Source organism: Kitasatospora sp. NPDC056076, from assembly GCF_042266305.1.
Lineage (GTDB): Bacteria > Actinomycetota > Actinomycetes > Streptomycetales > Streptomycetaceae > Kitasatospora.
In genome coordinates this window covers 9,702-22,785 of sequence record NZ_JBHJWG010000076.1, presented here as the reverse complement: position 1 = coordinate 22,785, position 13,084 = coordinate 9,702, and the positions used below count along the sequence as shown (strand labels likewise).

The 13,084-nt window shown below is 75.7% G+C and carries 19 protein-coding genes; 6 read left to right on the top strand and 13 right to left on the bottom strand.

Annotated elements, in window-relative coordinates; translation table 11 throughout:
• From ACFC1T_RS36475 to ACFC1T_RS36460, 4 genes are all read right to left on the bottom strand, one after another.
• Nucleotides 1-284 (bottom strand): SDR family oxidoreductase (locus tag ACFC1T_RS36475; protein ID WP_375896547.1); only part of this gene is annotated, 284 nt, incomplete at its 3' end.
• Nucleotides 285-419: 135 nt separating this feature from the next.
• Nucleotides 420-701 carry a hypothetical protein gene (locus ACFC1T_RS36470; protein WP_375896544.1) on the bottom strand — a complete coding sequence of 94 codons (282 nt, stop codon included), beginning with the start codon at nt 699-701 and terminating at the stop codon, nt 420-422.
• A 138-nt stretch (nt 702-839) separates the two neighbouring features.
• Nucleotides 840-1,277 (bottom strand): nuclear transport factor 2 family protein, encoded by a 438-nt coding sequence (locus tag ACFC1T_RS36465; RefSeq protein WP_375896542.1) that lies wholly within the window; start codon nt 1,275-1,277, stop codon nt 840-842.
• A 75-nt stretch (nt 1,278-1,352) separates the two neighbouring features.
• Nucleotides 1,353-2,078, bottom strand: coding sequence for a class I SAM-dependent methyltransferase (locus ACFC1T_RS36460; RefSeq protein ID WP_375896539.1), 726 nt, complete (start codon nt 2,076-2,078; stop codon nt 1,353-1,355).
• A gap of 99 nt (nt 2,079-2,177) precedes the next feature.
• On the opposite strand from ACFC1T_RS36460, the gene ACFC1T_RS36455 reads away from it, so the two are divergent.
• Together ACFC1T_RS36455 and ACFC1T_RS36450 are read left to right on the top strand one after the other, a co-directional pair.
• The gene (locus ACFC1T_RS36455) at nt 2,178-3,200 is read left to right on the top strand and encodes an LD-carboxypeptidase (protein WP_375896538.1); all 1,023 of its coding nucleotides are present in this window, start codon (nt 2,178-2,180) and stop codon (nt 3,198-3,200) included.
• 110 nt (nt 3,201-3,310) lie between these two features.
• Nucleotides 3,311-3,592 carry a hypothetical protein gene (locus ACFC1T_RS36450; RefSeq protein ID WP_375896535.1) on the top strand — a complete coding sequence of 94 codons (282 nt, stop codon included), beginning with the start codon at nt 3,311-3,313 and terminating at the stop codon, nt 3,590-3,592.
• Nucleotides 3,593-3,641: 49 nt separating this feature from the next.
• Here the strand turns inward: ACFC1T_RS36450 and ACFC1T_RS36445 are convergent, their stop codons facing one another.
• The 5 genes from ACFC1T_RS36445 to ACFC1T_RS36425 form a co-directional block, all read right to left on the bottom strand.
• Nucleotides 3,642-4,265 (bottom strand): helix-turn-helix domain-containing protein, encoded by a 624-nt coding sequence (locus ACFC1T_RS36445; RefSeq protein ID WP_375896532.1) that lies wholly within the window; start codon nt 4,263-4,265, stop codon nt 3,642-3,644.
• A 30-nt stretch (nt 4,266-4,295) separates the two neighbouring features.
• A complete protein-coding gene (locus tag ACFC1T_RS36440) occupies nt 4,296-4,586 on the bottom strand; it encodes a hypothetical protein (protein ID WP_375896529.1) in 291 nt (96 codons plus the stop codon).
• Nucleotides 4,583-5,584 carry a protein kinase gene (locus ACFC1T_RS36435; RefSeq protein WP_375896527.1) on the bottom strand — a complete coding sequence of 334 codons (1,002 nt, stop codon included), beginning with the start codon at nt 5,582-5,584 and terminating at the stop codon, nt 4,583-4,585. The genes ACFC1T_RS36440 and ACFC1T_RS36435 overlap by 4 nt, the downstream gene beginning before the upstream one ends.
• Before the next feature lie 42 nt (nt 5,585-5,626).
• Nucleotides 5,627-6,094 (bottom strand): hypothetical protein, encoded by a 468-nt coding sequence (locus ACFC1T_RS36430; RefSeq protein ID WP_375896525.1) that lies wholly within the window; start codon nt 6,092-6,094, stop codon nt 5,627-5,629.
• A gap of 202 nt (nt 6,095-6,296) precedes the next feature.
• Nucleotides 6,297-6,728 (bottom strand): hypothetical protein, encoded by a 432-nt coding sequence (locus ACFC1T_RS36425; protein WP_375896523.1) that lies wholly within the window; start codon nt 6,726-6,728, stop codon nt 6,297-6,299.
• A 104-nt stretch (nt 6,729-6,832) separates the two neighbouring features.
• Here ACFC1T_RS36425 and ACFC1T_RS36420 point away from each other — a divergent pair, with 104 nt between their 5' ends.
• On the top strand, nt 6,833-7,915 hold the full coding sequence (locus ACFC1T_RS36420) for a hypothetical protein (protein WP_375896521.1): 1,083 nt from the start codon (nt 6,833-6,835) through the stop codon (nt 7,913-7,915).
• A gap of 48 nt (nt 7,916-7,963) precedes the next feature.
• Here the strand turns inward: ACFC1T_RS36420 and ACFC1T_RS36415 are convergent, their stop codons facing one another.
• Both ACFC1T_RS36415 and ACFC1T_RS36410 read right to left on the bottom strand, forming a co-directional pair.
• On the bottom strand, nt 7,964-8,824 hold the full coding sequence (locus tag ACFC1T_RS36415) for an oxidoreductase (RefSeq protein WP_375896518.1): 861 nt from the start codon (nt 8,822-8,824) through the stop codon (nt 7,964-7,966).
• Nucleotides 8,811-9,728 (bottom strand): helix-turn-helix domain-containing protein, encoded by a 918-nt coding sequence (locus ACFC1T_RS36410; protein WP_375896515.1) that lies wholly within the window; start codon nt 9,726-9,728, stop codon nt 8,811-8,813. Before ACFC1T_RS36410 ends, ACFC1T_RS36415 begins: the two co-directional genes overlap by 14 nt.
• A gap of 112 nt (nt 9,729-9,840) precedes the next feature.
• Between ACFC1T_RS36410 and ACFC1T_RS36405 the strand changes: the two genes are divergently transcribed.
• Both ACFC1T_RS36405 and ACFC1T_RS36400 read left to right on the top strand, forming a co-directional pair.
• Nucleotides 9,841-10,605: a DUF6193 family natural product biosynthesis protein gene (locus tag ACFC1T_RS36405; protein WP_375896512.1), complete on the top strand. Its 765-nt coding sequence runs from the start codon at nt 9,841-9,843 to the stop codon at nt 10,603-10,605.
• A gap of 28 nt (nt 10,606-10,633) precedes the next feature.
• The gene (locus ACFC1T_RS36400; protein WP_375896510.1) at nt 10,634-11,386 is read left to right on the top strand and encodes a DUF6193 family natural product biosynthesis protein; all 753 of its coding nucleotides are present in this window, start codon (nt 10,634-10,636) and stop codon (nt 11,384-11,386) included.
• A 22-nt stretch (nt 11,387-11,408) separates the two neighbouring features.
• Here ACFC1T_RS36400 and ACFC1T_RS36395 read toward each other — a convergent pair whose 3' ends face one another.
• A complete protein-coding gene (locus ACFC1T_RS36395; protein WP_375896508.1) occupies nt 11,409-11,870 on the bottom strand; it encodes a MarR family transcriptional regulator in 462 nt (153 codons plus the stop codon).
• Complete coding sequence (locus tag ACFC1T_RS36390; protein WP_375896505.1) at nt 11,867-12,355, bottom strand: MarR family winged helix-turn-helix transcriptional regulator; 489 nt, start codon at nt 12,353-12,355, stop codon at nt 11,867-11,869. The genes ACFC1T_RS36395 and ACFC1T_RS36390 overlap by 4 nt, the downstream gene beginning before the upstream one ends.
• 91 nt (nt 12,356-12,446) lie before the next feature.
• On the opposite strand from ACFC1T_RS36390, the gene ACFC1T_RS36385 reads away from it, so the two are divergent.
• The gene (locus ACFC1T_RS36385) at nt 12,447-12,983 is read left to right on the top strand and encodes a histidine phosphatase family protein (protein ID WP_375896503.1); all 537 of its coding nucleotides are present in this window, start codon (nt 12,447-12,449) and stop codon (nt 12,981-12,983) included.
• The last annotated feature ends 101 nt before the right edge of the window (nt 12,984-13,084 follow it).

The following is a 13,084-nucleotide window of genomic DNA, read 5'->3' as shown; positions in this document are numbered from 1 at the left end:
CGCGCCGCCAGCCGCTCGACGACCGCCCCGGCGGTGGCGGGCGGGGCGGTCCACAGGAGGAAGACCGCCCCGGCGCCGTCCAGCGCCGGGTCCAGCGACTCGGGCACGGTGAGGTCGCCGGCGAAGACCTCGACCCCGGCCGGCAGGTCCGCCGCCGCCTGGGCGCGACGGGCGAGGGCGCGCACCGGCACGCCCGCGTCGAGGAGGTGGTCGACGACGAGGCGCCCGATCCGGCCGGTGGCTCCGGTGACGAGGACGGGGGGAAGGCCTGGCTGCGGGTTCATACCGCCATGAAAACATTACCGAGTTAAAAAGGCAACCCGGTTAAATAATGCTGGGAGTCGCGTGCCGCTCGGGTGCGGGACGGCGCGGAAAGTCGGACGGGCCGACTTTACCCCCCGCTCCCGTTCCGGGGCGGGCTACTGCTCGGCGGCCTTGCGGCAGGCGTTGCCCGCGATGACGGCGGGGACGTAGTCCTCGCGCAGGAGGTGGTAACAGCTCTGGAAGGCCTGCTGGCCACCGGCCGCGCCGAGCAGGCAGGCGTCCTCCGCGACCTGGGCGTCCGCGTCGGGCTTGTTCTCCAGGACGTAGTAGAAGCACCCCTGCGGGGTGGCGCTCGCGGCCGGGGCGAGGGCGACGACACCGCCCAGGGCGAGCGCGAGGGTGCAACCGGCGGCGGCGACTCGTCGTACCAGCTTCATGGCAGGCAAAGCCTTTCGGTGGGTGCGGAGTTGACGGCCGGCGGCGGGCATTCTGCGCCCACAAACCCCCGGCCCCGCCCATACCTACCGGACGCCCCGCCCCGCCCGGCCGGGCGCCGCGCCGACACCCGACCAAGATCACCCGGAGGGGGTGCCCCGCAGTACCTCGGCCGGGTCGGCGTGGGCGTGCATGGAGACCACCCGGCCGCCGTGGAGGGTGAACACGTCGGCGACGGTGAGGTCCAGCGCGTCGCCGTCCGTCAGCGTGCCGTGCACGTGGTGGACGATCACGACGTCCGCGCCGCGCCGGTACGCGGTCGGCTCGGAATGCAGCTCGGACCACATCGCGTACGAGGCGCTCAGGTACGCGTGCACGGCGTCCCGGCCCGTGTGCGCGCCCCCGTTGGGGAGCTCCTCGGGCTCGACCCACTCCACGTCCGGGTGCAGGTCGGCGACGGCGGCGTCGATGTCGCCCCGGGCGTAGGCGGCGTAGGCGGCCAGGACGAGGGCGACGTCGGGGTCGGCGGGGTCGGCGGGGTCCGCCGGATGCGCGCGGTGTGCGGGGGAGGGGGTCATGGGCGGGACGCTATCCCGGGCGCCGCCGCCCGGCGTGAACGCCGTCGCGGGCCCAGGACCGCGTGTCCTCGGGGTTCACGGGCGGCGGGCCACGAACACCAGCTCCCGCCCCGGCCGGTTCAGCGCCCCGCGCACCTCCTCCAGGACGAAGCCCGCCGCGGCCAGGTCCTCCTCCACCTCGGCCCGCTCCCGGAAGCGCAGCGTCGAGTCCGAGGTCAGCACCTGCCCGTCCGCGCCGAACACGTACGTCGAGCGGAACGACACCAACGGCCATTCCACCCCGATCAGTTCGATCCAGTGCTCCACCGGCCCGACCCCGGCGACCTCCGCCACCCGGTGGGAGCGCTCCCGGGTCCACCCCTCCCAGGCCCGGGCCGCCGGATCCCGGGTCTCGAACACCAGGCGCCCGCCCGGGCGCAGCGCCCCGAAGGCCCCCCGCAGGGTGCGCCGCCAGGCGGGCGGGTCGGCGATCGCCTGGGCGACGTTGGCCGTCATCGTCGCCAAGTCGACATCCAGCGGCGGGAGTTCACCCGCGTCCCCGTGGATCCAGCGCACCCGCCCGGCCCCCGGCTTCGCCCGGGCCACCTCGACGGAGGCCGCCGCCGGATCCACCCCGGCCACCTCGATCCCGCGTCCGGCCAGCAGCAGCGCGAACACCCCGGTACCGCAGCCGAGGTCCAGCACCCGGCGCGCGCCGAACTCCTCCACCATCCCCACGTAGGCGTCCAGGTCGCCGCGGTCGGGGTCCAGCGGGTCGTAGACCGCGGCGAGCCGCGGATGCGCGTAGCACTCGTCAGCCATGCCGACCACCTTACGGTCCGTCCCCGAACCCCCGAACCCCCGCCCGCCGACGGCGGAAACCCGGGTGACCCGGCCGGTCGTGGCGGCGACACTGGCGCCATGACCGCTTCCGCCGCCCCCCGACTGCTGCGCCCGCGCGCCCTGGCGCCCGGGGACCTCGTCGTCATCGCCGCGCTGTCCGGTCCGCTGCCGGCCGCCCACGAGCCCAACGTCGAGCGGACGGCGGCGGTGCTGGAGCGGATGGGATTCCGCGCGCGCCGGTCCCCGCTGCTCGCGGCGGGCCGCCACCACTGGTGGAGCGCGGCCGCGCCGGCCGAGATCGCCGCGGAGCTCAACGCCCTGCTGCGCGACCCCGAGGTGCGCGCGATCGTCGCCAGCGACGGCGGGCAGACGGTACTCGGCTACCTCGACCTGATCGACGTCGAGGCGATCACCGCCGACCCCAAGCCGATCCTCGGCTACAGCGACGTCTCGCTGCTGCACCTGGTGCTCCACGCGCGCACGGGCCTGGTCGGCTTCCACGCCGACATGGCCGTCCCCGGCTTCGGCGGGAGCTGGCCGTGCGCGCCCGCGGCACGGCAGGCGCAACTGGAGGGGCTCTACGCCGGATTGCTGACCGGCACCGGGGCGATCGGTGCGCTGCCCGCCGGCGAGTCGTGGGAGTGCTGGCGCCCCGGTCGCGCGGAGGGCCCGCTGATCGGCGGGGTGATCAACCGCATCGTGCTGGCGCAGGCGACGCCCTTCGCGCTGCCGCTGGAGCGCTTCGACGGCGCCGTGCTGTTCTGGGAGGAGATGGGCGGCCTGGCCTCCCACGTGTGGAGCTACCTCCAAGTACTGCGGTACAGCGGCGTCCTGGACCGGATCGCGGGCATGGTCGTGGGCGTTCCGCGCGAGATCGGCGGACTGGAGCCCGGCGCGTCCCCCACCCTGCGCGAGATCGTCCTCGACGTCCTGGGCGAGCGTGACATCCCGGTCCTGGGCAACGTCGACTTCGGGCACGCCGGCCCCAACCTGCCGATGCCGGTGGGCATCCGAGCCGGCCTCGACGCGCAGCGGCGCACCTTGGCGCTGCTCGAACCGGCGGTGGATCCGCGTCCGGCGGACCGGGCGGCGCTCAACTAGCCCTGTTCCGTCGCCGGTTCGGGCGATTGCCGTATCCGCCCCGGCGCCGGGAGGATCCTCCGCAGAAGCACCGCTTCGTGGCGGTGTGCCCGAAACGAGAGGATCGCCCCATGCGCCGCCGGTTCTTCGCCCTCGTCCTGCTCGCCTCCGCCGGGATGCTCGCCCTCGCCGTCCCCGCCCAGGCCGCCACCGGGCTCCTGGTGGTCAACGGCGTGCCCCACGAGAACCCGCAGCGCGGCTGCTACCCGGCCACCTCGCCGGTCCTCGTGGATAACCTCACCAACTCGACCGTCCTGGTGCACGCCGCTGCCAACTGCCAGGGCCCGGTGACGGCCCAGGTGAACCCGGAGCAGTCCGTCGAGACCTTCGGGGCCAGCTACTTCGTCGAATGACCCGGTTCCGCTTCCGGGGCTGCGCATTCCTTGGACCGCCGCCCGTCGGCTACCGCGTACCGCTGTCGTCGAGCCCGGCGACGACCCTGAGGTCCGCCTCGGACACGTCCAGGGCCTCGGCGATCCGGCGGACCAGCGGCAGGTCCGGGTTGTGCCCCTGTCGGAGCATCTGGACGGTGGACATCGCCAGTCCGGCGCTCCTGGCCACGTCCCTGACCGGAATCCCGCGCAGCTCCATCAACCCGGTGAGCACCCGCCCGAACGGATGCGGCTCCGGGCGCCCGGCAGGGGAGACGGCCGGGCCGATCACCACGTCACCCACCTTGGCCTGGAAGCGGACCAGCCGGTCGCCCGTGAACCCGACCTTCGCGACGAACGGCAGGTTCTCGCCGTCGCCGGAGACGACCGTTCCCGGGACCGACACCTCGGCGAACCGCACGGCCGGATCGAGGCGGTGGTCCCCGGTCTCCACCGGGGTTCCCGGCTCGACGCGGTCGACCCTCCAGTCGCGGTTCCACCACGGGAGGTCCCGCAGCAGCCCGTTGAGGAACGGCGGCAGGACGCTCACGTCCACCGGGTCCGGAGGATGCTTCTGACCGACCCAGATGATGCCGGGCCAGTACGTCAGGGCCGCGATCACGTCCGCCGTCAGTGGGCGCTCGGTAGTCTCCACGGCCACACTCTCCCACTCGACGGTGACGGTCTAATCGGAGCTGGAGGAGTGGTCGATGATGACGACGTCGTCGGAGCTGGAGGAACTGCCGGCGGGATGGTCAGTGACGGCGTACCGCTTCGGGCCGGTGCGCCCGTCGCCCTGTCCGAGGCCGGGCCCGCCGTTCACGCCCGTCGCGCTCCCCGGCCCCGGCCCCGGCCCCGGCCCGGGCCCGGGCCGCGCGCCCGTCCCCGTCGTGGTGGCCGCCGCGGCGGGGGCGGCGGGGGTGAGGAGCAGCGCGGCGGTGGCGAGGAGGAAGGTGCGGCGGGCGGGCCGGTTCATGGGTGCTCTCCGGTACGGGGGGTGAGGGTCAGGGCGTGGCGCAGGCGGGCGGTGAAGTGGCCGGTGGTGGGGTGGCGGGCGTCGGGGTCGGGGTCGAGGGCCTGCCGGAGGGTTTCCGGGAGGTCGGGCCAGAGGGCGGCGGGCCAGCCGGTGAGGGGCTCGACGGGGTGGGTGAGCCGGTGCTCCCGGGTGCGGGCCCGGTTGCCGGTGGCCGGCTGGTGGGGGCGTTGCCTAAGGACGCGGTGGAGGATCGCGGCCGCGCTGTACTGGTCGGCGGCCGGGGTGGGCACGGGGCGTGGGCGGGGTGCGAGGCATTCGGGTGCGGCGTAGGCGGTGGTGGTGCAGCGGTTCAGCGCGGCGGCGGCGGCGGGGTCGCCGTCGCGTGCGCAGCTGTCGAGGTCGATGAGGGTGAGGGTGCGGCCGTGGCCGAGGACGATGTTGCCGGGGCTGAGGTCGGCGTGGACGACGCCGTGGCGGTGGAGGCCTTCGAGGGCGTGGCCCAGGGCCAGGGCGAGGTGGGTGAACAGCTCGGCGCTGTCGGGGGACCAGGCGGCCATGGAGCGGTCGAGGTGGGGCAGCAGTTGGTGCAGCGTCAGCCCGCGCTGCCAGGTGGAGGCGAGGTAGTGCAGGTCGTGGTGGACGCCTTCGCCGGCGAGGTCGGCGGTGTCCGGGTGCGTGGCGGCGGCCCGCAGGCCGTGGGCCTCGTTGCGGGCGCGGGCGAGCACGTCGGACGCGGCGTCGCGGCAGGTGGTCTTGAGCGCGACGTGCCCGCCGTCGGGGGCCGTGGCCAGGAAGACGTTCTGGCACTCCCGGCGGCGCAGCAGCCGCAACGGCTCGTACCCGGCGACGTCCCCGCCCAGCAGCCCCTCGCCGTCGCGGCCGTGCGGGCAGCGCGTTTCGGGCCGGCGCGGTGGCGGCGGGCACGCTCCGGGTGCGGGCCGTTGCCCGGTGGCCGCCGCGGGCGCGGCCGCGGCGGCCTGCGGGGCGGGCGGTGGCATCACGTCCTCGCGGGCGCACGGGCGGGGTCGGACACGGGCCGGTCAGACACGGCTGACGGTGAAGGGGATGCGCTTGGTGACGTCCTGGACGCGGACCTCGCCGCTGATCCGCGTGACGCGGGTGCCGCCGCCCGCGCAGACGACGCTGTCGCCGATCGCGTGACCGGCGTAGGAGACGAAGCGGATCTGGCCGCGGCCGCTGGTGTCGACCTTGATCTCGAAGGAGCCGATGGCGTACCGGGAGTCGCTGGGGCCGGTGGCGATCTCGGTCTTGAAGGTGTTGGCGCCCGCGACGACCGGTGTGACGGTCATGGCGCGGTCGTTGCCGTTGGCGGAGGCGGCCCCGGTGAACGGTGCGTCGAGCCCGGCCAGGCCGACGTAGTCGCCGATGGAGCCCCCGCACGTGTCGACGGTGGCGGCGCCCGCCGCCGGTGCGGCGGACAGCGCGGTGGTCAGGGCGGCGGTCAGGGCGAACGCGGCGGCGGCTGCCGACCGGTGTCCTCTTCGCATGGCAGGGTGTCCCTTCCGGTGGACGGATCCCCGTCAGTATGCGAATCGCCGGGCCGCGTCGCGGGGGACACCTTCGCGCGGGCCGCCAGGATCACCGCAGCGGCGTAGTGCGAGCGGCCGGGCCGGCTGCGGAGGCGGCCCGCGGGTGCGCCGACTGCTGTGCCGGGTACGGGTGTTCGAGGTGGGGGGCGGCCTCGGCCGCTCAGGGCCACGGCCGCAGGTCGTCGCAGAAGGTGGTGGCGGTGCCCGCGAGGCGCCAGCGGCGGCTGTGCCGGGAGTGGGTCCAGGTCTCGGGCGCGGTGCGGGTGGCGTCGATCCAGGCGGCGAGTTCGGGCAGGGCGCCGTGCCGCAACGCGAGCCGGGCGGTGGAGCGTTCGGCGGCCGGCAGCGGGGAGACGCCGACCCGTACGGTCGACCACCACGCGGGGTGGAAGCCGCCCATGCCGTAGTTGGAGCGCACCGGCGGGATCCACTCCGCGTGCAGCAGGGTCCCGTCCTCCCAGGGGCGGCTGTCGAAGTCCAGGCGGACGGTGTCCGCCCGCTCGGCGCCGAGCACGCCGAGCGCGTCGCGGACGTCCGTGGCGGTGAGCGGCCACGACAGCCCGCCGGGCAGACGGCGGTTACGGGAGGGCACGGCCCGAGGATGGCACGCGCCCGGGCCGGGGCGCACGCGAATTCGCGCTGATCGGGGCGGGGGCGATGATCAACGGTGGCCGGCGGCCGCCTAGGGTCACGTGCATGTCCAGGACCACACCGCCGCGCCCGCTCGACGTCGAGGCGCTCTTCCCGGAGCTGACGGCCCACCGGGGCACCACCACCCGCCTCCACCCGCGCCCGGGGCGCCCCGACGCGACGGTCAGCTCCGTGGGCGGCCCGCTGCTGTGGCCCTCGGACGAACCCTGGCCGGTGTGCACCGACCCCCACAACCACAGGCGCGGCCACCGGCCGGCCGACGTCCACGAGCAGCGCCGGATCCTGGACGCCGCCTGGCGCCGGGACCCGGCCATCGGCCCCACCGACGAGGAGCGGCAGCTGCTCAAGGAACTCGAACGGCGCCACCGCGTCGAGGAAGGGGGCACCGCGGCCGACCCGCTGCCCCTGATCGGCCTCGCCCAGCTCTACCGGGCGCAGATCCCCGACCTGCCCGCCGGGCCGGACGGCTGCGACCTGCTCCAGGTGTTCTGGTGCCCCTTCGACGCCCACGGCCCCGGCCGCACCGGCATGCTGCTGGACCTGCGCTGGCGCCGCTCCTGGGAGGTCGCCGACGTGCTGACCGACCCGCCGCGCCCGCAGGTCGTCGGCTACGAGGGGTACCTGCCCGAGCCGTGCGTGCTGCACCCCGAGCAGGTGGCCGCCTACCCGTTCGCCGGCCTCCTCCCGGAGGACCTGGGCGCCCGCATCCACGCCTGGGAGGAGGCGCTGGAGGAGGAGGCCGCCGAGCAGGCGGCGGACGCGGACGCGGACGGGGACGGGTGCGGGGACGGGTGCGGCGACGGCGAGGGCGACGGGGAGGAGCCGGTGGGCTACCAGTACGACCTGTCCATCCCGCCGGGCTGGCGGGCCGGCGGCTTCGCCTCCTGGCACGTCACCGACCCGGCCCCGATGGACTGCCCGGCCTGCGCGGCGCCGATGCACCTGCTGCTGACCGTCGACAGTTCGGAGTGGGACGGCGGCACCGGCAGCTGGAGGCCGCTGGAGGAGGAACGGGACCCGCGCTCCTCCAGCACCCCGACGGGGGTCACCGTGGGCCGCTGGGGCGAGCTCAACGTCTTCGCCTGCCCCGCCGACCCCGCCCACCCGCACCGCTGGAGCGTCCAGTAGGGCCGGCCGGGACCGCCCGCAGGCGCCCGGTGGCGCTCGGCGAGGCCGTCAGGTCGCGGCCCGCTCCGGGGGGAAGTCGGCGCTGAGAGTGACCTCCCGCCAGTCGTCGAAGCCGGCCCTGAGGGAGTCGAGCTTGGCGGTGGCGATGTCGTACGCGGCCTGGCCCAGGAGCAGGCGCAGCGGCGGCTGTTCGGCCGTGACGGCCTCGATGACGGCCCGGGCGGCGCGGGCCGGGTCCCCGGGCTGGTGGCCGTAGGTGGCCAGGGTGCCGGCGCGTCGTGCGCCCGCCGTGGGGGCGTAGTCCTCGATGGTGGTGGCGGACTGGCGCATCGAGGGGCCGGACCAGTCGGTGCGGAACGCGGCGGGCTCGACGATCGTCACCTTGACGCCCAGCGGGGCGAGTTCGGCGGCGAGCGCCTCGGAGAGGCCCTCCACGGCGAACTTGGTCGCGTGGTAGTACCCGGTGGCGCCGAAGCCGACCAGGCCGCCGAGCGAGGAGATGTTGACGATGTGGCCCGCGCGCCGGGCGCGCATGCCCGGCAGAACGGCTCTGGTGGTGTCGGCCAGACCGAAGACGTTGGTGTCGAACAGGGCGCGGATCTCGTCGTCCTCGCCCTCCTCGACGGCGGCGAGGTAGCCGTAACCGGCGTTGTTGACCAGGACGTCGATCCTTCCGAAGGCGGTTTGCGCCCGGGCGACCGCCGTCGCGATCTGCCCGGAGTCGGTGACGTCCAGGGGCAGGGCGAGGGCGCGTTCGCCGTGCCCGCGGATCAGGTCGGCGACCTTTCGGGGGTCCCGGGCGGTGACCACGGCCCGCCATCCGCGCTCCAGTACGGCGGCGGCCAGGGCCCGGCCCAGGCCGGAGGAGCAGCCGGTGATGAACCAGACCGGCACGTCAGGGGAGGTCATACGGGAGGTGCCCTTCGCTCGAAGTCTCGTGTGCGGTGTCGTGTGCGGTGTCGTGTGGGACGTCGTGTGGGATGTCGGGTGGGGCGTCGCGGGGACCGGTGCCGGTGAAGCCGGCGAGCAGGGCCAGCGACTGCTCGGCGGCGCTGCCGGGTTCGGCGCGGTAGACGACGAGGTGCTGGCCGGGGGCGCTGTTGACGGAGAAGGTCTCGAAGCCCAGGGTGAGGTCCCCGACCAGCGGATGGCGGAAGCGCTTCGTCGAGGCCGTCTTGGCCCGTACCTCGTGGCGCGCCCACATGCGGGCGAAGTCGGCGCTGCGCACGGACAGTTCACCGACCAGCTCCCGCAGCCGCCGGTCGTCCGGGGTGGGATCGGTGGCTCGCAGCGCCGCCACGCACCCCTGCGCGACGACGGGCCAGTCCCGGTAGAAGTCCCGGGCGTTCGGGTTGAGGAACATCGCCGTGATCAGACCGGTGTCGCCGCCGAGCCAGGAGAACAGTGCCTCGCCCAGGGAGTTGACGGCCAGCAGGTCGAGGTAGCGGCCGTAGACCAGGGCCGGTGTGTCCGCCCAGGCGTCCAGCAGGGCCACCAGCTGCGGGCCCGCGTACTCCCGGGCGGGCTCGGGGCGTCCGGGGTGCGGCGGGTCGACCAGGGCGCGCAGGTAGGCGGCTTCCTCGCCCTTCAACAGCAGGGCGGCTGCCAGGGCCCGCCGGACCTGGGGCGAGGGATTGCTCTCGCGTCCCTGTTCCAGCCGCACGTAGTAGTCGGTGCTCACCCCGGCGAGCACCGCGATCTCCTCGCGCCGCAGACCGGGAGTACGGCGCGCCCCCGCGGGCATCCCGTGGTCCTCCGGGCGCACCAGCGCGCGCCGGGCCCGCAGGAACTCACTCAGCCGGTTCGTGTGCATGGCCACCACCGTAGGGGGACGCGGCACGAAGAAGGTGGCCCTGGCACACCCACCCGCTCGGCCACCCGCTCGACCGGCCGTACGGGCGGGCCGTTCTGGCACAATCGACCGCATGTCCGAACAACCCCACGACGCCCTGAGCGAGTTGAGGGCACTGCACCCGGCGGTGGCGGCGGCCGGTTCGGTGTGCGAGGCCCTGCGGGCGGCGGCCGAGCGGGCGGGGTACGTCCTCGCCGTCGAACCGGCCGCGGCGCAGGGCCTGGGCCTGCTGGGCGCGACGGTGCGCGCCGAGGGGCGGACCGCGTACGCCACGCTGCTGCGCGAGGGCGGCGGCGACGGCGAGGGGGAACACGAGGGCGGTGGCGGTGGCGGCGGGGGCCGGGTGCTCGCGGTGGACTGCTGGGACTACCGGGCCTGCGCGGCCACCGGCAGCACCCGGGACCCGGCCGAGGCCGCCGACGTGCTGCGCGCCTGGGTCCAGGGCGCCGGGGCGGACGAACTCACCGCCCGGTGGCCCTTCCTGCGCACCCGCGACCTCGCCGCGGCCGACCTGCGCGGCGAACGGGAGGCCGTCGCCCGGCGCTGGCAGGGCCGGCTGCAGGGCCCCGCCCGCGGGATGGCCGGCGAATGGCGCAGGCTCGCCGTGGCCGCCCACGCCGAGCCCAGGCTGCGGGTGCTCTCGCCCGGGCGGGCCATGTACTGGTTCACCCTCAGCCGCCGCGCCACCCCGCCGGTCAGCCAGGACCTGCCGCAGACCAGGCCGCTGGGCCGCGGCCGCTACGAGGTGACCCACGCCGACGGGCGGGTGCGGACGGTGGAGGGCGCGGCGGCGGCCGTCGCGGTGATCCTGGAGGGCCTGCCCGGCGACCTGCGGTGACCGGCCGGACGGTGGCACACTCGACCGCATGTCCGAACAACCTCCCGAGCACACCGACCCCTTGGGCGCGTACGCGGCGCTCTACCCCGAGGTGGCGGCGGCCGGCTCGGTGCGCGACGCCCTCCAGGCGGCGGCCGACCGGGCGGGCCTGGAGCTGGCCGTCGAGCTGACCTCCTCGCCGGGCTGGCGTTACGTGGCCGCGAAGGCCGAGACCGAGACCGAGACCGGGGCTGAGGCCGACGGCCGCTCGGCGACCGTCATCATCCCGCGCGGCGAGGAACGGGTCTTCCTGGTCGACTGCTGGCTCGGCGGCATCCACATGGCCACGGGCGGCGCCCTGGAGCTGGCCGACGTCGCCGCGGTGTTCCACGCCTGGGTGCGGGGGAGCGGGGTGCGTGAACTCACCGCCCGGTGGCCCTTCCTGCGCACCTGGGACCTCGCCGAGGCCCACGAGCGCGGCGAGGCCGAGGCCGTCGCCGCGCGGTGGCGGATGATGCAGCGCGGCCCCCTGCCCCACCGCGACGCCGAACTCCTGAACCTGATCCGGGCCGCCCACGCCGAGCCCCGGCTGCGGGCCCTGTCACCGGGGCAGTCGATGTGGTGGTTCACCCTCAGCCGCCGGGCCGCGCACCCCGGCGTCGGCGAGTTCCCGCGGACCAGGTCGCTGGGCCGGGGCCGCTTCGAGCTGACGTTCCCCGACCGCAGCGTGCGGGTGGTGGAGGGCGCGGAGGCCGCCGTCGCCGTGATCCTGGAGCACCTGCCCCCGGACCTCACCCCCTGACCCGCCGCCCGCCGCCCGCCGTTCACCCGGCCCGGCGGGCCAGTTCGGCGTTCGCGCGCTCAGTGATCAGGGCCAGCGCCCGGCCCGCGGCGGCCAGGTCCGCGTCCGGGATGCCCGCGTACAGGCGGGCCGAGATCCCGGCCGTCTCGGCCCCGGCGCGCTCGTACAACTCGCGCCCGGCCGTGGTGAGTTCGAGCCTGCCGTCGGGGCGCTCGGCCAGCAGGGCGGCCGCCGTCAGCTCGCCGACGACGGCGCGCACCGCCGCCTCCGGGGCCTTGAGCGAGCCGGCGACCTCGGCGACGAGCTCGCCGGCCCCGACCGACCCGCCCGCGGCGGTGACGGCACGCAGCGTCACGTTCTGCTCGAAGGTGGCGCCGTGGCGGGCCAGGACGCCCTCCAGGAGGGCGCGGGCGGCGTAGTGGGCCAGGGCGATGGAGCGGGGGTTGAGCGCGGTGGTGGTCGCGGTTGCGGTGGTGGTGGTCATGGCCGGTGCTGCTCCTCGTCGTCGTCGGTGTTCTGGTCCAGCGGTACGTCGAGCAGGGCGGTCAGCTCGCGGGTGAACTCCTGGGCGCGCGGGCTGTGTCGGCCGCCGAGGGGTTCCAGCAGCCGCTCCAGCAGGCCCTGGACGACGGCGACCGCGCGGCCGGTGACCTCGCGGCCCTGTTCGGTGAGCGAGAGCTGCATCGCGCGCGGGTCCTTCGGGTCCCGGGTGCGCTCGACCAGCCCGGCGGCCTCCAGGGCGCGGGCGAGCTTGGAGACGTAGAGGGCCTCCAGGCCGGTGCGGTCGGCGAGTTGGCGCTGGCTGGGGCGCTGCCCGGTGCGGGCCAGGCCGTACAGCGAGCCCAGCAGCGCGTACTGGGCGTGGGTCAGGCCCAGCGGCGCGAGGGCCCGGTCGACGGCGACCCGCCACTTCATGGACAGGCGCCAGACCAGGAATCCGGCGGTGGCGCTCTCGGCTGCTTCGCTCATGACGGATACCGTACATGGCTACTATGTCCATGGCTACTGTTTTCCCGGCCGGGGAGAATGGGGCCGAACGCCACAGCGGAGGAGCGGCCCCGTGCCCGAGCAGCAGCAGGAGCAGCAGCACCGGATCGTCCTGGTGCGTCACGCCAAGTCCGCCTGGCCCGACGGCGTCGACGACCACGAGCGCCCCCTCGCCCCGCGGGGCCTACGGGCCGCCCCGCTCGCCGGGCGACGGCTCGCCGGCCACGGCTGGACGCCCGACCTCGCGCTCGTCTCGACCGCCGAACGCGCCCGCCGCACCTGGCAGTTGCTGGCCGCCGAGCTCCCCGCCCCACCCGAGGCCGTCCACGACGGGCGCCTCTACGGCCTCGACACCGGCGAGCAGCTGATCGCCCTCCTCGCCGCCCTCCCCGACCCGGTCGCCACCGTCCTGGTGCTCGGGCACAACCCCGTCCTCCACGAGGCGGCCGACGCCCTGGCCGGCGAGGCCGACGACCCGGCGCAGGCGGCCCGGCTGCGCGAGCGCTTCCCGACCGCCGCCGTCGCCGTGCTGGCTTTCACCGGCCCCTGGCAGCGCCTGCGGCCCGGCACCGCGCGGCTGGTCGACCACTGGACGCCCAAGGGCGGCTGAGGTCGGCCGAGGGCGGCCGGGGCGGTAGTCGCGAAGGCCCGCACCGGTACGGGGGGGCGCGCCAGCCCGTGGGAGTGTTGCCCGGGCGGCCCCCAATGCGC

What these genes read in the sequence shown, in the direction of transcription:
- ACFC1T_RS36470 (WP_375896544.1), bottom strand. Translation starts at nt 701, where the DNA reads ATGAAGCTGGTACGACGAGTCGCCGCCGCCGGTTGCACCCTCGCGCTC.
- ACFC1T_RS36465 (WP_375896542.1), bottom strand. Translation starts at nt 1,277, where the DNA reads ATGACCCCCTCCCCCGCACACCGCGCGCATCCGGCGGACCCCGCCGAC.
- ACFC1T_RS36460 (WP_375896539.1), bottom strand. Translation starts at nt 2,078, where the DNA reads ATGGCTGACGAGTGCTACGCGCATCCGCGGCTCGCCGCGGTCTACGAC.
- ACFC1T_RS36455 (WP_375896538.1), top strand. Translation starts at nt 2,178, where the DNA reads ATGACCGCTTCCGCCGCCCCCCGACTGCTGCGCCCGCGCGCCCTGGCG.
- ACFC1T_RS36450 (WP_375896535.1), top strand. Translation starts at nt 3,311, where the DNA reads ATGCGCCGCCGGTTCTTCGCCCTCGTCCTGCTCGCCTCCGCCGGGATG.
- ACFC1T_RS36440 (WP_375896529.1), bottom strand. Translation starts at nt 4,586, where the DNA reads ATGAACCGGCCCGCCCGCCGCACCTTCCTCCTCGCCACCGCCGCGCTG.
- ACFC1T_RS36435 (WP_375896527.1), bottom strand. Translation starts at nt 5,584, where the DNA reads ATGCCACCGCCCGCCCCGCAGGCCGCCGCGGCCGCGCCCGCGGCGGCC.
- ACFC1T_RS36430 (WP_375896525.1), bottom strand. Translation starts at nt 6,094, where the DNA reads ATGCGAAGAGGACACCGGTCGGCAGCCGCCGCCGCGTTCGCCCTGACC.
- ACFC1T_RS36420 (WP_375896521.1), top strand. Translation starts at nt 6,833, where the DNA reads ATGTCCAGGACCACACCGCCGCGCCCGCTCGACGTCGAGGCGCTCTTC.
- ACFC1T_RS36415 (WP_375896518.1), bottom strand. Translation starts at nt 8,824, where the DNA reads ATGACCTCCCCTGACGTGCCGGTCTGGTTCATCACCGGCTGCTCCTCC.
- ACFC1T_RS36410 (WP_375896515.1), bottom strand. Translation starts at nt 9,728, where the DNA reads ATGCACACGAACCGGCTGAGTGAGTTCCTGCGGGCCCGGCGCGCGCTG.
- ACFC1T_RS36405 (WP_375896512.1), top strand. Translation starts at nt 9,841, where the DNA reads ATGTCCGAACAACCCCACGACGCCCTGAGCGAGTTGAGGGCACTGCAC.
- ACFC1T_RS36400 (WP_375896510.1), top strand. Translation starts at nt 10,634, where the DNA reads ATGTCCGAACAACCTCCCGAGCACACCGACCCCTTGGGCGCGTACGCG.
- ACFC1T_RS36395 (WP_375896508.1), bottom strand. Translation starts at nt 11,870, where the DNA reads ATGACCACCACCACCGCAACCGCGACCACCACCGCGCTCAACCCCCGC.
- ACFC1T_RS36390 (WP_375896505.1), bottom strand. Translation starts at nt 12,355, where the DNA reads ATGAGCGAAGCAGCCGAGAGCGCCACCGCCGGATTCCTGGTCTGGCGC.